We start from the raw sequence: 16,766 nt of genomic DNA, 5'->3' as shown, positions 1-16,766 counted from the left end.
AGAAATTATTATATATTGGATTGAATCAAGGTGAAAATATGGACATTGTAAGTTTACTCTGGCAAGTAGGAGTGCTATCTGTCTTGCTGGTATTTGGAATAAAAATTGGTTTAGCTATGGGCTTTGCTGGCCTTTCAAAAAAAATGGCAGCAGCAATAACTATAGGATATGGTTTAGGTATATTAGCTCTAACAACTTTGGCTAGTGCTTATATGTCCTCTATACAGGGTTTTTTTACCGAATATTCTTCGTTAATAACTATAATCATGGCGGCAGTAATCATGTATGCAGGATTCCATACTATAAACGAGTGGAAACAGAATAAAAAAAATACTGCTAAAGCAACTTGTATGGCTATGGTTGCTCCATGCCCCTGCTGCTTTGGTGCAGTAATTGCGGTTATTATAATGGTTTCACCACTTATAGGTCTTTCTGCTGCAACTATAGGTAGATATTCTGCATTATTTTTAATGATATTAATAGCGGTTTTTTATCTCGCTTCCGGAGCAATTGTAAAGATGGTAAAAAAACCTTACCCTGTACTACTAGGCAACTTCATGCTTTTTGCAGGATTATATTTCATGGCATCAGCAATAGTTCTACCCAATATAAACTCAGTTTTAAGTACTACTATGACTCCACTATCAGTTCCATCTATAACGACTTTAGTATATGCTATTTTAGGTGCTGTAGCCTTACTGGTTGTTGGAGTTTATATGACTAAGAAGAGAAGCACTCTTTCTAAATAGACAAAAAATAAAATTAAGTATCAAATTTAATTATTATGAGGTGATTTCATGGTTGCAGTTCCTGGCAGCGAAATGTTAGGCAGTGCTTTGCACGTAATTTCTCAGAGTCTTTTAATACCGGTAATTGTCGGCCTTTTGTTATTCATGGCATATGCCATCATCACATTTGGTGGAATGATTTCTGAATATTCCAGCCGAATTAAAACCAGTCCCAAAGAAATTGAAGATATACTAAAGGCAATATCAAATCCTCCAACTCCTGAAAATATACTGGAAGTTGTGGAAAAAAGTGCACTGCCACAAGGACAAAAAACTATTCTAAATGACCTGGCCAATACTCAGAATATGGGTTCAGAATCCAGAGAAGCATTAGCTCGAAAATTAGTTGAAAATGAAGAAATAAAAGCAATGAAAGGAATAGAAAAAACAGATATAGTTACTCGTTTAGGCCCTACTCTTGGTTTGATGGGAACATTGATTCCTATGGGTCCTGGACTAGCTGCTTTAGGGTCGGGGGATATAAATACTCTTGCCCAGGCAATTATTATAGCTTTTGATACAACAGTTGTTGGCCTGGCAGCAGGCGGTATTGCATATGTGGTTTCTAAGATTAGGAGAAGATGGTATGAAGAATACATTTCTAACTTAGATACTCTGGTTGATTCAGTTCTGGAGGTTATGAAAAATGGTGAGAAAATCCAGACGCAGAATGTTTTCTAGTCAGCAAGAGGAAGACCCTACAGCTGGAACATCCAACTTGGTAGATGCAATGTTGGTGCTTTCTGTCGGATTTTTAATATTTCTGGTTATGTCTTGGAATATGCAGAACATTGTTTTCTCAGATATGTCTGCTGATGAGAGACAGGACACCATGGAAGCAATGAAAAAGGCTGTAGAAATAAATCAGGGAAACGAGTTGAATGATACTCCTCAAACTTCGTCGGGATCAGGACAGGGTTATGTGGAGATGGGCCAGGTTTATAAGGATCCAAAAACTGGAAAACTTATCATGGTTCAGGGAGGTTGACATTCACTTTCCATTTTTTTAATAATTTTTAATCTACTTTTCTCCTTTTTTTGGATTTTTTTCGCATTAATCAGCTAGTTTTTACCATTTATTTTAATAACATGAAAAACTAATTTTTGAATATGATTGAAATTATACCAGTACTTGATTTAATGTCAGGTATGGCTGTATCTGGAAAATCAGGAATGCGTGAGACTTATAAACCACTGAAAACTGTTTTTGCTAACTCTTCAAATCCTATGGAAATAGCTTTGTCTCTGGAAAGGCAGGGTGCGCGCCGAATATACATAGCTGACTTGGATGCCATTGAAAATAAGGGATCAAATCTGGAACTGGTGCAAAAAATTAACCATATCTTGCCAGTTATGCTTGATTTTGGAGTGAGAAATATTGAAACATATGAATTTGCTCTAAATTTTGCCAGTAAAGTTATTGTGGCTACAGAGACTCTAAACAGTCTGGAAGATCTTCACTTAATATTTGAAAAATTTCCTAAAGAAAGGATAGTGGTCAGTGTCGATATTAAATATGGAGAATTATATTCCAATGAAATGGATTTATCACTTGGTGATTTGAAAGATGAACTAATAAATTTAAATCCCTCTGAGATTATTCTTTTAGATATAAGTCAAGTAGGAACGGAAAAAGGTTTCAACTATAATCTCATTAAAGAATTTGAACCCCTCAAAAACTCTTTGATATTAGGTGGAGGCATAAATTTAGATGGGATTTCAGATATCTCTTCCACAGGGGTGAACAAAGTTCTTATTGGTTCAGCACTTCATAATGGGAAATTTCCGCTGGTTATTTAGAATTTTTTAAGGAGGAAAAAATGGGATCATTTTTACTTTTAGGGCCAGTTAGTAAGGATACTATCATAAAAAAAAATCAGAAAACTCATAGAATTGGGGGCGCTGTTTATTATCAATCCATGGTCTTAAGTGGATTAGGATTAAAACATACTGCTGCTGTAACTCTTTCAAAAGAGGATAAATTCATATTAGATGAATTTCCAGATAAAACAAAGGTAATTCCCTTGTTTAAAAGAGATACTGTGAAATTTGAAAATAATTATTATGATCATGATCCTAATCATAGGATTCAACGCTCTAATGCTCCTAAAATACCGGTTACTGTAGAAGATGTTGAAAATATTTTCACATTATTTAAAGATAAAAAACGACAGTTTGACGGAGTTTTGTTAGGTCCTCTTTTACCATGGGACATACCAATGGAGACCATTAATAAAATTCATGATCTTAATATACCCATATATATGGGCCTTCAAGGTTATTTAAGACATTTTGATGGTTGTGATATCCATTTAGAGCCATTGAAAAGAGTAAATGTAATTTTAAAATATGTCAAAATATTATTTTTAGATGAAGGGGAGGCCAGGGCCATAGCCCCTAATGAAACATCACTGGCAAAAATTGGACAATTATTATCTGGATATGGTCCTGATGAAGTAATTATCACCTGTGGGAATAGGGGTTCAGTAATATATTCTAAAAAAGAATCAAAAGCTTTTATAATTAAGGCGTTCCCTCCAAGTAAATTAACAGATCCCACTGGACTTGGAGATACATTCATGGCAGCTTATATTTCCTGCCATGTAACTGGCAATTCTTTGGAAGAATGTGGGCGATTTGCAGCAATGGTCTCGACAATTAAATTAGAAAATAAAAATGGATTTAAAAAAGATTGGAATTATGTATTAAACCGGCTAAATAAAAATAAATAAATAATTAGCTGCCTATAATTGCTGGAAGAATTAAAAACGGTAATAAACCCGCAGCAAAGAACATAATAACTCCTATGATTGTATAATTTTGTTTTCTATCCATTATGCCTATGCAAATAAAAAGAATGCCTAAAAAACCGACTATTGCTGGGGCTATGTGTGAATAGATAAGGGATCCTGTAAATGTTTCAACTACCATTTTATCACTTTATAATTTTAAATTTCTTGAATTGATAATTTTTAATATATTTCTTTTAGAATTTTGATTAGTAAAAAGTATTTATTATCTTAAAATCAAACTCTTTATTATTGATTACTCTTTCAAATTACAATTATATAAATTTTTGTGTAATCAATAATATAAAATGGTTAAAAATCACGCTGAACATATTATAAAGGAGGAAATTTGATGTTACATGGTACAGATGTATTAAAAAAAGGCTTCGCTAAAATGACAAAGGGTGGAGTCATAATGGATGTTGTAAATGCAGAACAAGCAGCTATAGCTGAAGAAGCTGGCGCTGTTTCAGTAATGGCATTGGAAAAAGTTCCTGCTGATATTAGGGCTGCTGGTGGAGTTGCTCGAATGGCAGATCCCACTAAAGTACAGGAAATTCTTGATGCTGTTTCTATTCCGGTAATGGCTAAAGTCAGGATTGGACACTTTGCAGAAGCACAGATACTGCAAACATTAGGTGTGGACATGATTGATGAAAGCGAAGTTTTAACCCCTGCAGATGAATCATTCCATATTGATAAGAAAAAATTTACCATACCATTTGTTTGTGGTGCTCGGAACTTAGGAGAAGCTTTGCGGAGAATAGATGAAGGTGCAGCAATGATCCGTACTAAAGGTGAACCTGGTACCGGAAACATTGTAGAAGCAGTTCGCCACATGCGCATAATCATGGGACAAATTCGTGAGATTCAGAATAAAGAAGAAGAAGAATTATGGACATTTGCCCGTGAAATTGAAGCCCCACTGGAACTGGTCAAAGAAACTGCAAAACTAGGTAAAATTCCTGTAGTTAACTTTGCTGCTGGCGGTGTAGCTACTCCTGCTGATGCTGCTTTAATGATGCAACTTGGTTCAGATGGTGTATTTGTTGGGTCTGGAATATTCAAATCTGATAACCCTGAGCAATTTGCAAAGGCAATAGTAGAAGCCACAGCACATTATAATGAACCTGATGTACTTGCTGATGTTTCAAGAGGATTAGGAAAAGCAATGCATGGGTTAGAAATCAGTGAAATATCTGACGCTGACCGTATGCAAGAGAGAGGATGGTAATCCTCTTTATAATTACTTTTTTTTTAAAAAAAAAATTAATCAATAGCTAAATTTCCGTGTTCTTGACTACTTATTCTTACGGCATCTTCAGCATTGTAAATAACAGCATAATCGCCAATATCCTCATTTTTGTGATGGGATAAAATATCAAGAATATAACTTAATTCACTTTCCCTTACCACCATCATTACTTCTAGGCGTGGTGAAAAATTCATATTGTAATGACTTCCCCGATATGTTTCACTTTTTTGACTTTCTTCAGCATATTTGATATCGGCAACAGTTATATTTGAAAATCCCATTTTTTCTAACGATTGCTTGATGGGATTCATCATTATGGGGTGTAAATTAAATTTAATTTTCTTTAATTTTTCTTCATTTACATCATCCCTATACTCTTCAGGATCATATTTCTTAAATTCACTGTCATGGTTTTTTCCAGTTTCTGTAGTGTTATCCAATTCTACTGAATAATCTGATTCTTCAGTTGAATAAGTCTCCTGCTCTTTTTCACTTGCATATTCTTCTAGTATCTCTTTTTTGGATCTAGTTATTAATTCTTCAGGTGAATAATCTGACTTTTTGATATTTTTATCAATTAGAGATGATAACCTGTTTAGTGCTATGATTATACTCTCAATTTTATTATCTATAGCAAATATCTCATTTTCCTTTTGCGAAATTTCATGGGAATTTTCTTCCATTAACAGAACATGGGGCAGCTGTTGAATATTTAATATATCCACTATTCCCCCTATGTCCTCTGGAGAAGAACCTGAGACAAAGATCATCACCCCATCAACTTGTTGTATAATATCTCCTAATGAAAAGAATTGTTCATGCCCGTATTCCTTCAATAAGTAAGTGTTTTTTCCATCTATGGTCATTCTCTGATATTGGTATATCTCTAAATCGATCCAATTTTGACTTTCTAATTTTAAGCTGCCTTGATTTTTCAGGACAAGAATTTTTTTTGACATTCATCATCCCCGCCAATGATATTATAATTAACACGAAACTAAGTTCAATAAAATAAAACTAAAATCAATCTATAAAAAAAATATGATAAAAACAAAATAAAAAAAAGAGGTTGGTGGCCACTAAGGCCTTAAATAATTATACTGCATTATCTCCTCTTTCTCCAGTTCGGATTCTTACCACATCTTCTACAGATGATATGAAAATTTTCCCATCTCCAATATCCCCTGTCTGTGCAGTTTTCACAATGGTATCAATGACTTTATCAGCATCTGCGTCATTGACAATTAGTTCCAATCTGGTCTTAGGGAGAAGATCAATACGATAATCACTTCCCCGATAGCTTTCTGTGATACCTAACTGACGACCCCTTCCTTTAACTTCAGTCACGGTCATTCCATGGCATCCCATAGTTTCCAGAGCTTTTTTCACATCTTCCAATTTGTCTGGTCGAATAACTGCTACTATTTCTTTCATTTTTTAACCCACCTGTCTAAATTCTGTAACCAGACTCCTCGTGGAGATTGGTATCCAGACCTTCAATTTCTTCTCTTTCGTTGACTCTTAGTCCCATAGTGTATTTAATGATTAACCCTATGATTAGAGTTACTACAAAGGAGTATGCAGCTACAGCAACTACGGCTATAATCTGAATCCATAGCTGTCCAGGGTTTCCATAGAATAATCCAACTCCAGCTTCGTTAACAAATGGCGCTGCAAATAAACCTGCGGCGATTGCACCCCATAGACCTGACATACCGTGTATTCCAACTACATCCAGTGCATCGTCGTATCCAAGTTTTGGTTTGAGGTAGGATATTGCAAAGTAGGAAACAACTGATGTGATTAATCCAATTATAACTGCTACAGGTATGGTTACAAAACCAGCTGCAGGAGTAATTGCTACTAAACCGGCAACCGCACCTGATATTGCACCAAGTAAAGTTGGTTTACCTGTTTTAATGTAATCTATTATGACCCATGAGATCATTGCTGCTGCGGCAGCAGTGTTGGTAACTATGAATGCTGATCCAGCTAATCCGCCTGCGGTTAATGCAGATCCGGCATTAAATCCAAACCATCCGAACCATAGTAATCCCGCACCTATTACAGAGTATCCTAAGTGGTGAGGTAGCAATCGAGTATCTTTTCTTTTACCTAATAGTAAAATTAGTGCTAATGCAGCAATACCGGAGTTTATGTGCACAACAGTACCTCCTGCAAAGTCAAGAGCACCTAGATTGAATAACCATCCTCCACCCCATACCCAGTGGGCAATTGGGACATATACCAGGGAGACCCAGGCTGCTACAAATACCATCCATGAAGAGAATTTCATTCTCTCTACGATTGCTCCAGAAATCAGTGCCACGGTTATGGCAGCAAAGGTCATCTGGAAAGCAATGAATACGAATTCAGGAACGGTTGTTGCAACAGTAGAAAGTTGGTCTACACCAATTCCACTTGTTAGCAAGTTCATTGGACTTCCAATTATTCCCATCAAAGTATCTGAACCAAATGCAAATTGGTACCCGTAAAGTACCCAAATTATGCTTGTTATGGCAAATGCGATGAGAGATAAAAACATTGTATTTAAGACATTTTCTTTTTTAGTTAACCCTCCATAGAATAATGCTAAACCTGGAACGGTCATTAGCATTACAAGGGCTGTGGATATAAGCAACCACGCTGTATCACCAGAGTTAAGAACAGGATCCATAACATTTCCTCCATTTTTTCATTATAGAAAATCTTCTTTTTAGATTTTAATAATATTTTTAATTTATTTTTAGATTTTTAACACGTTATATTCGCTTTTTACTGCTTAATAGTGTTAATTCCTCCAATATCTTTTTTCCAGATGAATCAATATGTACATTCATCGGAAATCGGAAGCCATCTTCCGACATTATAGTAGTTGGATATTTTTATATATAAATGTTTTGGTTTTCCTGAATTTTGTTCAGAAAAAATTAATATGAAGGTTCAATTGTTACAGTGATATGGTAATTTTTTTGAATAAAACCATATCAGTCATGATAAAACATTAATAAATTTAAAAAAAATAATAGAAAAAAATAAAAAAATACAAAGAGGAGATTAAATTGCTTCTTTTCCTCTTTCGCCTGTCCTAATTCTAATGACTTCCTCTATGGTAGAAATAAAGATTTTTCCATCCCCAATGTCTCCGGTTTTTGCATTCTCTAAAATAGCATTGACTACTGAGTCCAGGTCACTGGCTTTTACAACAATCTCTAACCTTACTTTAGGGAGCAAATCAACATTATAATCTTTTCCACGGTAGCTTTCAGTTATTCCTAATTGCCTACCTCTACCTTTAACGTCTTCTACAGTCATTCCATGAATTCCAAGCTTTTCCAATGCATCTTTCACAGCTTCAAGTCTGTCAGGACGGATTATAGTGATTATCCTTTTCATTAACATCACCTTTTATATTAAATTAGTATTTAATTAGCTTATACTATTTTCAATTAATCTTGAAGCATTTATAAATACCTAAGATAGTCTGTAACCGGATTCCTCGTGTAGATTAATGTCCAGTCCTTGAACTTCGTCTGCATCTTTTACTCTCAGACCCATTGTTTTATCCAGTACTTTGCCTATAATCCAGGTAACTACAAATGAATATAGTGCTACTGTGACAATGGCAATAGTTTGGCTAATTAATAAGTTAAAACTACCTGTTATTAACCCTCCTGAAGTTAAAACATTATTTATTGCAGGTAAAGCAAATATTCCCACAGCTAAGGATCCAAAAATACCACATACTCCGTGAATTCCGAATACATCCAGTGCATCGTCATAACCAAGAAGAGGTTTTAAATGGGATACTGCGTAGTAAGAAATAATTGATGTAACAAATCCAATAATCAGTGCTGCTGTAATGTTAACGTATCCCGCGGCAGGTGTTATGGCTGCTAAGCCAGCAATTGCACCGGATAATGCACCTAAAAGTGTTGGTTTTCCTGTGTTTAATTTATCCATTAATACCCAAGCAAGCATTCCTGCTGCTGCTGAGATGTTAGTCACAATCATGGTAGATACTGCTAAATCTCCGGCAGAAAGTGCAGATCCGGCATTAAATCCAAACCATCCGAACCATAGTAATCCTGCTCCTATTACAGAATAACCCAAGTTATGAGGCAGCAAACGCATATCTTTTCTTATTCCTAATAACAGTACTAATGCCAGAGCAGCTATACCACTACTTAAGTGAACTACTATGCCTCCTGCAAAATCAAATGCTCCTAGTTGGGCTAACCATCCCCCTCCCCACATCCAGTGAGCTATAGGTATGTAGACCAGTAACAACCACAGCGGTACAAATAGTAACCAAGTGGAAAATTTCATTCTCTCAACAATAGCTCCAGATATGAGCGCTACTGTGATTGCAGCGAAAGTCATTTGAAATATGGCATATAATCCAGTAGGGATTGTTGGAGCAAGTGGAGCAAGAGCTTTGCTTTCTAATATCCCATTAAAGAATGGATTATGCATCGTTCCAAGTAATCCATATATATCCTGCCCAAATACCAGGTCATAACCAAAGACAAACCAAATAATGCTCACAATAGAAAAGGTTATGAAAGATAAAAACATCGTATTTAAAACATTTTGCCGTTTAATTAACCCGGAATAAAAAAGAGCGACTCCGGGGATGGTCATTAAAATGACCAGTGCTGTGGATATTAACATCCATGCAGTGTCTCCTGAATTGAGTACAGCAACCATTTTTTGCCTCCATATATATTATTACTATTAATATGATTCCAATTTACGATTATAATAGTTAATTTTACAATTACTATCTTGTTTATAATTATTTTCCATTGAAATCCATTCAATTTTTACTAGAAACAGATTGTATGCCTTAAAATCATTTTTGTAATGAATCTGTATTGAATCAAATTCATCTTCACCCCAAAAAAACTTAACGGAATAAGGATTCCTTCTTCCGATAATGCCTTGGAGTATCTATTTTTATTAATAGCTGGATATAGGCAACCTATTTCCGATAAAACTTTCATTTAGCTATTATATAATATTTGCGGTAGGGGTACAAAAGTCCAAAAAAGAATAAATTAAACTATCATAACGAATTAAGTTACTTTTTTTCTCTTTTCAAGTAATAATCCAGAAAAATAATTTAAGTAAATTATATAGAATACCATTAAATATTAAAAGCAGATGTTCTATAATTAATCGTAAGTGATTTAATTATCTTTAAATGAGTTTATCATATTAAGACGAGAGTGATATCTTTGAATTCAAGAAAACAGGGAAAGCTATTTGCAGTTTTGATGTTTGCATTATTAGCCTATGGTTTGGGGTCATGTATTAGTTTATTGACTGCGGATATCATTACATTGGAAGTCCCTGAAGTTTTAGCAGCGGATCAGCAACAAATAAGTACTATTGGGAATCCTTCTTTTGAACCAGTTTGGATTAAAAGACATATAATTCAAAATATTACCAACAACACCACCACAAATGATACAAATAATAATGATAACCCGCCTATCCACAACAATAGCAGTGATACAAATGAAACTACTTATTTTGAAGATTAAATAATTGACATCTACTCCCTTATTGGGAGATATTTACTTTTCAAGATATTTTTAGTATATTAAACAGCAAAATGGCAATATTATGCTTTTTTTTAATTTTATAATATTCTAATTATATAAAGGACAATTTACAAATAAATTATGGAATAAATTATTAAAAGTTATTATAACAATTATAATGGTGATGGAATGACAGACAAAAACCTTATTGGAGCAAAAATTCGTCAAATAAGAGAAAGTAGGGAAATGAGTACTCATGAACTTGCTGATGCAAGTGATAACAGTATAAATTTAATTGAAGATATTGAAAATGGTGAAGTCGTACCCTCCCTAACACCATTAATAAAAATTGCAAGAGCATTAGGTGTTAGATTAGGAACTTTCATGGATGACTCTCCTCAAAAAGGACCTTTTATAGTAGAAAAAGGCAAAAGTCATCAAGTTATCTATTTCTCTGGACTGGAAGATGAAACTAAAGAAAGTGCTATGGAATTCTATTCTTTAGGGTCCGGAAAAAGTGACAGACACATGGAACCCTTTTTGATTGATGTAGACATACATGATGATGATAATTTTAATTTATCTTCCCATGAAGGTGAAGAATTTATATTTGTCCTTCATGGAGAAATTGAAGTAGTATATGGTCAGGAGAAATACAAGGTCATGGAAGGAGACAGCATATATTATGATTCAATAGTACCTCACCATTTACATGCCTATGGAGAAAAACCAGCAAAAATACTGGCAGTAGTTTACACACCCTTTTAATAAAATATTCAATTAATTTGAGGATTTTTCAATGTTTAAGATAAATGTTATACCTAGATTTGGAGATATAGATGGTTTAAAACATGTTAATAATACTGTTTTAGCAGTATGGTTTGAAAAAGGTCGAAACCATATATTTAGAATGTTTACACCAGATCTGGATTTAAGTTATGAAAAATGGAAATTGATATTGGTTAGAACTGATTTTGACTTTATAGGACAGATGTACTATGGGGAAGATGTGGAAATTAGGAGTTATATCACCCATATTGGGAATTCTTCTTTCACCATAGGTCATGAAGCATGGCAGGATGATGAATTAAAAGCTAAGGGTAAAGCTGTTCTGGTTCATTATGACTTCGTGAATCAAGTTCCAATCTCTATTCCAGAGGATATAAGGTCTCAACTTGAAAAACATTTTGTTGAAGAAGAAGATATTGGAAAAATATGAAGTTATATTTGGCTGAGGCCTTTTTGTAGTATATAAAAATTTTTGTCAGGTGGATATATGGTATTTACTGAAGATACTATTGGGGAATTTTTTGAAAAACAAGTAGAAATAAATCCAGATCACGAATTCATGGTATATCCAGATCGTGACCTGCGCTTTACATATGGAGAATTTAACCATAGGGTTGACATGCTCGCCAAGGGGCTTTTGTCTATTGGTCTTAAAAAAGGAGATCATTTGGGTATATGGGCAAAAAATGTCCCTGACTGGTTAACCTTCATGTTTGCCACTTCTAAGATAGGAGTAGTGCTGGTAACAGTAAATACAGCATATAAAAGCCACGAATTGGATTATGTATTAAAACAATCAGATATGAAAGCTCTGGCGATAATTGATGGTTTTAGGGATGTGGATTATGTCCAAACTGTCTTTGATCTGGTTCCTGAAATTAAAACCCACAGTAGAGGCAATTTAAAAAGTAAAGAATACCCCCACCTTAAATGTGTCATTTACATAGGCCCTGAAAAACACAGGGGTATGTACAATACTCATGAACTGCTTCTTTTAGGAAAACATACCGAAAACGCAGTATTAGAAGAGGCAAAAAAGGGTCTTTCTAATAACGATGTCATAAATATGCAGTATACCTCAGGTACCACTGGGTTTCCCAAAGGAGTAATGTTAACCCATAGAAATATTTTGAATAATGGTTATTATATTGGGGAATGTCAGAAATTCACCGAAAAAGATCGTCTATGTTTAACAGTTCCCCTTTTCCATTGTTTTGGTATTGTACTAGGAGTAATGGCTATTTTAACTCACAGGGCCACATTTGTGGTGGTAGAACTTTTTGATCCTCTCCTGGTGCTCGCTGCAATCCAAAAAGAACGATGCACAGCTTTATATGGCGTACCTACCATGTTCATTGCAGAGTACAGCCACCCCATGTTTGAAATGTTTGATCTATCCAGTCTGCGTACTGGAATCATGGCGGGTTCTACTCCTCCGGTTGAAGTCATGAAAAAAGTAGTTAAAGATATGTACATGAGTGAAATAACCAGTGTATACGGCCTAACAGAAGCTTCTCCGGGATTTACTCAGACCAGTGTTGACGATCCACTGGAAAAAAGAGTGGAAACTGTAGGTAAAAAACTACCTGAATGTGAAGTTAAGATAGTGGATCCTGAAACCGGTGAAATAGTGGGAATAAATGAACCTGGAGAAATATGCTGTAAAGGATATAATGTAATGAAGGGTTACTATAAAATGCCAGAAAAAACCAAAGAAGTAATAGATGAGGACGGTTGGTTACATAGTGGAGATCTGGCAACTATGGATGAAGAAGGGTACTACTCGATTGTAGGTAGAATAAAAGATATGATTATCCGTGGCGGTGAAAACATCTACCCTCGAGAAATCGAAGAATTCCTTTACACCATGCCTGGAATAAAAGATGTGCAGGTCATAGGCATTCCCGATGAAAAATACGGTGAAATTGTTGGAGCATTTGTTATAAAAGATGAAAATGCAGATATCCAAGAAGAAGATGTTCGGGACTTTGCTATGGCCAAAATAGCACGATATAAAGTTCCCAAACATGTATTCATCATTGATGAACTTCCATTAACTGCCAGTGGCAAAGTGCAAAAGTTTAAATTAAGAGAAATGGCGGTCGAGCTTTTAGAGAAAAAATTAGATCAAGAAGAAGATATTGATTAATATACTCTAAAATTATTTCTCTCATACTTTTTTACATAGACTTTTTTTACAGAATTAAAAATTATAGAAATAACTTGAGCCGGGTCAATATATTATAATATTCTATTTTTTCAAAAAAAAGATTATTGGGAGAAGTTTACTCCATATAACATATAATGTGACAGATGAGATTAACATTAAAGTTCTAAAATTATTATTGGTATGAACATGATCAGATAATTTGAACATTAATGATTCGGAATTATAATATTTTAAAAAATTATGTAGTTATAACTATTTAAAAAAATAGGTTTAATTTAATTGGTTGATAATATTACTATAAACTATTTTAAAGAGCTCAAGATTTAAATGATAATTTTAAGAAAAAAGAAGAAGATATTGGAACTATATCCAATAGGCAGTCCTAAAGGTGCATTAAATTCTCGAAGAAAACCTGAATTTTATGGATATATAAAATTTAAAAGAACTCCATCAGCTCTTAAAATAAATCGTTTTGTCGTAAAAAAGGATAAGGAAGAAGTTCTACCTCCCGCAGAAGCAGTGAAACTATTTAGAAAACAAGCTGTTTTTTTAGTTGAAAAGGATGCCGAAACCCAGGAATTTTTAGAATCATTAAATATTAAATTCCGCCGAACAAGAATTTGCCATCACTGCACATTGGAAGGAAATATTACTATTATTAATTCCAAATCATCTTTCAAGTATCATGATCAGAATATCTGTCGTTTATGTGCTGAAGAAGTAATTAAACGAGAAATTAAGTACAGAGGTTTGGATAAAAAAACTTTTAAAAACTTTAAGAGAATACTGGATAAAACAGGGAATCTTGATGTTGTATTGAAAGTTTTAGATCCTAATTTTGATCCAATAAAAAATTCCAATCTCACTCTCTTTGATAAGATCACAACCTCTTCTGATAAAGATATGCCAAAATTAAACATAGAACAGTTAAATATCCCTGAAAAATTTAAAATATCTCTTAAAAGACAGGGTAGTAAAACATTGCTACCGGTACAGTACTTGGCAGTAGATAATGGTCTTTTAGAAGGTGAAAGTATGCTGGTGGTTTCGGCCACAGCCAGTGGTAAGACTTTAATAGGAGAATTGGCAGGGATACCTCGAGCACTTAATGGTGAAAAATTCATTTTCTTAACACCATTGGTGGCACTGGCTAATCAAAAATACAGGGATTTTAAGAAGAGATATAGTAATTTGGGATTAAAACCAGCCATTAAAGTAGGTATGAGTAGAATAAAAGCTCGAGAGGAAATAAAACTCCCTGAAGAAAAAATAAAAGATTCAGATATTATTGTGGGCACTTATGAAGGTATAGATTTCATGCTTAGATCTGGAAAATCGTTCCTTTTAGAAAATTTAGGCACAGTTGTAATTGATGAAATTCACATGTTAGATGATGAAGAAAGAGGCCCCCGTCTTAATGGACTTATAAAAAGATTGAAAACTCTTTTTCCAAATATTCAACTTATTGGGCTTTCTGCAACAGTCCAAAATCCTCAAGAAATTGCCCACGCATTTGGACTCAAACTGGTGGAATATGATAGGCGCCCGGTTCCTTTAGAGAGACATCTTGTATTTACCCGCAGTGAAGAAGAAAAAAAGAGTTTAATTGCCCGTTTTTCTAGACAAGAATTCAAAAACAAATCAAATAAAGGGTTTCATGGTCAAACTATAATATTCACTAACTCCAGACGAAAAACCCATCTCATAGCTAATTATTTAAACCGAAATAGGCTTAATGCTGCTGCATACCATGCTGGTCTATCTTACTTTCAAAAAGAACGTATTGAAAAAGATTTTGCCAAACAGGAGATATCTACTGTAGTCACCACTGCTGCTTTAGCTGCGGGTGTTGATTTCCCAGCATCCCAGGTAATATTTGAAACCCTTACCATGGGCAATAAATGGATTACTCCTAATGAATTCTCCCAAATGTTGGGACGCGCTGGAAGACCATCTTACCACGATAGGGGAATAGTTTACTTACTTCCAGAAATCGGCCTGAGTTTTGAGGATGAAACTGAAGAAGCAAAAGCCCTGCAACTACTTGAAAGTGATGTTGATCCAGTAAATGTATACTATTCTGAAGACGACAGCCTGGAACATGTACTGGCTGATGTATGTGCAGGAAGTGTTTCTTCTACAGAGCAATTATCTAAAATTTATGCAGGAGTGCCTTTACCCATAGACCCTGCTAAGGCAATTGGTATATTAGAATCTTATGGCCTTTTAAAGATAGATAAGGGCATTATAAAACATACTGACTATGGAAAAGCAGTTGCTATGTCATTTTTAAATGTGGAAGATGCAGAATATATTCGAACCCACTTGAAAAAGAAATCAAAGAAAAGCCCACTTGAAATTGCGTTGTCTCTAGAACCATTTGAAAGTGCATATTTATCCAGCAGAATTCATACTCAATTAAGCAGAGCCCTAAAAACTAATTTTTCAACCAGATTATTTGCAGATTCCACCTTAGATATTATATCTTCTGGAGAAAATCTGGCTAAACTCGACCATAATTTTCAGCAAGCTCTTATAAATATACAAATGGACTTTTTGACCTGTAAATGTAAAGATCGACCTTTTTGTAATTGTCTGCAAGATGAACTGTCTTTGAAAATTATAAAACAACGTCTCAAAAAACAAGATCCTGTTGATATAACCAGAAGATTACTGCAAAAATATCAAATACATGCTTATCCAGGGGATATTTTTTCATGGTTAGATTCAATAGTAAGAACTCTCGATGCAGTTAGAAGGGTAGCTTTAGCTTTTAATAACCATAAAAAAGCAAAAGAATGCTTGAAAATTATTAAAATCATTGAAAAAGGTTAAAATTTTGAATAATAAATACTTACTTTTATGGTGATTGATTACCATATTTATATCAATAAAAAAATACTCGTGTGGAGTGATGAATAAAGATGAAGGTTATGATTGTAGAGGACGATGCCATAATTAACTTAAGCTTAAGGCATTTTTTAATGAGTAAAGGATGGGATGTTATTGATAGTGCTGATACTTATGATAAAGCAATGAATATTGCCTTGGAAAAAAGGCCGGATGTGATCCTTATGGATATTCAGTTAAAAGAAGATAAGTCCGGTATGGATGCTGCATTGGAACTTAAAAAACATTACGATCCGTATATAATATTCTGCACAGCTTACAATGATCCAGAACTTCTTGAAGAGGCAGAAAAATTGAAATGCCCTTATTTTATTAAACCTTTGCAAAAAGATGATATTCATAAGACTATAATTAATTTCAAAAAAAAGAATAAGACTCAGTAAATCTATTTTTTCTTATTTTCTATTCCTAAAAGTTTTTATGTATTTGTATTAAAGTTAATATGGGGATTGTCCCCTCTCAAGTTAAGGTAGACGGTAATAAAGGTGTCCAATTTTATCACCTCTGCCTACTTGA

Annotated in this window: 18 protein-coding genes; 12 read left to right on the top strand and 6 right to left on the bottom strand. The window is 34.3% G+C overall.

Translation table 11 applies throughout. The features are described 5' to 3' along the window. Positions 1-38 precede the first annotated feature (38 nt). From MXE27_RS08800 to MXE27_RS08780, 5 genes are all read left to right on the top strand, one after another. Complete coding sequence (locus MXE27_RS08800; protein WP_248612056.1) at positions 39-749, top strand: DUF2162 domain-containing protein; 711 nt, start codon at positions 39-41, stop codon at positions 747-749. A gap of 48 nt (positions 750-797) precedes the next feature. Next, the gene (locus tag MXE27_RS08795) at positions 798-1,469 is read left to right on the top strand and encodes a MotA/TolQ/ExbB proton channel family protein (RefSeq protein WP_248612055.1); all 672 of its coding nucleotides are present in this window, start codon (positions 798-800) and stop codon (positions 1,467-1,469) included. Continuing rightward, positions 1,435-1,776: a DUF2149 domain-containing protein gene (locus MXE27_RS08790; protein ID WP_248612054.1), complete on the top strand. Its 342-nt coding sequence runs from the start codon at positions 1,435-1,437 to the stop codon at positions 1,774-1,776. Before MXE27_RS08795 ends, MXE27_RS08790 begins: the two co-directional genes overlap by 35 nt. 122 nt (positions 1,777-1,898) lie before the next feature. Beyond that, on the top strand, positions 1,899-2,588 hold the full coding sequence (locus MXE27_RS08785; RefSeq protein WP_248612053.1) for a HisA/HisF family protein: 690 nt from the start codon (positions 1,899-1,901) through the stop codon (positions 2,586-2,588). A gap of 20 nt (positions 2,589-2,608) precedes the next feature. After that, a complete protein-coding gene (locus MXE27_RS08780) occupies positions 2,609-3,520 on the top strand; it encodes a PfkB family carbohydrate kinase (RefSeq protein WP_248612052.1) in 912 nt (303 codons plus the stop codon). Between the two features lie 4 nt (positions 3,521-3,524). Here MXE27_RS08780 and MXE27_RS08775 read toward each other — a convergent pair whose 3' ends face one another. Continuing rightward, positions 3,525-3,719 carry a hypothetical protein gene (locus tag MXE27_RS08775; RefSeq protein WP_248612051.1) on the bottom strand — a complete coding sequence of 65 codons (195 nt, stop codon included), beginning with the start codon at positions 3,717-3,719 and terminating at the stop codon, positions 3,525-3,527. Between the two features lie 210 nt (positions 3,720-3,929). On the opposite strand from MXE27_RS08775, the gene pdxS reads away from it, so the two are divergent. Then, positions 3,930-4,811: a pyridoxal 5'-phosphate synthase lyase subunit PdxS gene (pdxS, locus tag MXE27_RS08770; RefSeq protein WP_282731534.1), complete on the top strand. Its 882-nt coding sequence runs from the start codon at positions 3,930-3,932 to the stop codon at positions 4,809-4,811. Between the two features lie 35 nt (positions 4,812-4,846). Here the strand turns inward: pdxS and MXE27_RS08765 are convergent, their stop codons facing one another. The 5 genes from MXE27_RS08765 to MXE27_RS08745 form a co-directional block, all read right to left on the bottom strand. Beyond that, a complete protein-coding gene (locus MXE27_RS08765; protein WP_248612049.1) occupies positions 4,847-5,791 on the bottom strand; it encodes a P-II family nitrogen regulator in 945 nt (314 codons plus the stop codon). Positions 5,792-5,927: 136 nt separating this feature from the next. Continuing rightward, positions 5,928-6,266 (bottom strand): P-II family nitrogen regulator, encoded by a 339-nt coding sequence (locus tag MXE27_RS08760; protein WP_248612048.1) that lies wholly within the window; start codon positions 6,264-6,266, stop codon positions 5,928-5,930. Positions 6,267-6,282: 16 nt separating this feature from the next. Beyond that, positions 6,283-7,509 (bottom strand): ammonium transporter, encoded by a 1,227-nt coding sequence (locus tag MXE27_RS08755; RefSeq protein WP_248612047.1) that lies wholly within the window; start codon positions 7,507-7,509, stop codon positions 6,283-6,285. A gap of 380 nt (positions 7,510-7,889) precedes the next feature. Next, positions 7,890-8,228, bottom strand: a complete 339-nt coding sequence (locus MXE27_RS08750; protein WP_248612046.1) for a P-II family nitrogen regulator — start codon at positions 8,226-8,228, stop codon at positions 7,890-7,892. A gap of 78 nt (positions 8,229-8,306) precedes the next feature. Beyond that, the gene (locus MXE27_RS08745) at positions 8,307-9,542 is read right to left on the bottom strand and encodes an ammonium transporter (protein WP_248612045.1); all 1,236 of its coding nucleotides are present in this window, start codon (positions 9,540-9,542) and stop codon (positions 8,307-8,309) included. A gap of 530 nt (positions 9,543-10,072) precedes the next feature. Between MXE27_RS08745 and MXE27_RS08740 the strand changes: the two genes are divergently transcribed. The 6 genes from MXE27_RS08740 to MXE27_RS08715 all read left to right on the top strand — a co-directional run bounded on the left by MXE27_RS08740 (position 10,073) and on the right by MXE27_RS08715 (position 16,633). Beyond that, entirely contained in the window at positions 10,073-10,381 is a 309-nt protein-coding gene (locus MXE27_RS08740; RefSeq protein ID WP_248612044.1) for a hypothetical protein, read from the top strand. A gap of 189 nt (positions 10,382-10,570) precedes the next feature. Then, positions 10,571-11,149 (top strand): helix-turn-helix domain-containing protein, encoded by a 579-nt coding sequence (locus MXE27_RS08735; RefSeq protein WP_248612043.1) that lies wholly within the window; start codon positions 10,571-10,573, stop codon positions 11,147-11,149. A 31-nt stretch (positions 11,150-11,180) separates the two neighbouring features. Further along, positions 11,181-11,600, top strand: a complete 420-nt coding sequence (locus tag MXE27_RS08730; protein WP_248612042.1) for an acyl-CoA thioesterase — start codon at positions 11,181-11,183, stop codon at positions 11,598-11,600. 57 nt (positions 11,601-11,657) lie between these two features. Next, entirely contained in the window at positions 11,658-13,319 is a 1,662-nt protein-coding gene (locus MXE27_RS08725; RefSeq protein WP_248612041.1) for an AMP-binding protein, read from the top strand. 348 nt (positions 13,320-13,667) lie between these two features. Continuing rightward, positions 13,668-16,175 (top strand): DEAD/DEAH box helicase, encoded by a 2,508-nt coding sequence (locus MXE27_RS08720; protein ID WP_248612040.1) that lies wholly within the window; start codon positions 13,668-13,670, stop codon positions 16,173-16,175. A gap of 89 nt (positions 16,176-16,264) precedes the next feature. Next, complete coding sequence (locus MXE27_RS08715; protein ID WP_248612039.1) at positions 16,265-16,633, top strand: response regulator; 369 nt, start codon at positions 16,265-16,267, stop codon at positions 16,631-16,633. The last annotated feature ends 133 nt before the right edge of the window (positions 16,634-16,766 follow it).

The organism is Methanobacterium alcaliphilum (genome assembly GCF_023227715.1).
Classification (GTDB): domain Archaea; phylum Methanobacteriota; class Methanobacteria; order Methanobacteriales; family Methanobacteriaceae; genus Methanobacterium_E; species Methanobacterium_E alcaliphilum.
Note: the sequence above shows the minus strand (reverse complement) of the source record. Positions and strands in the feature narration are given on the sequence as shown.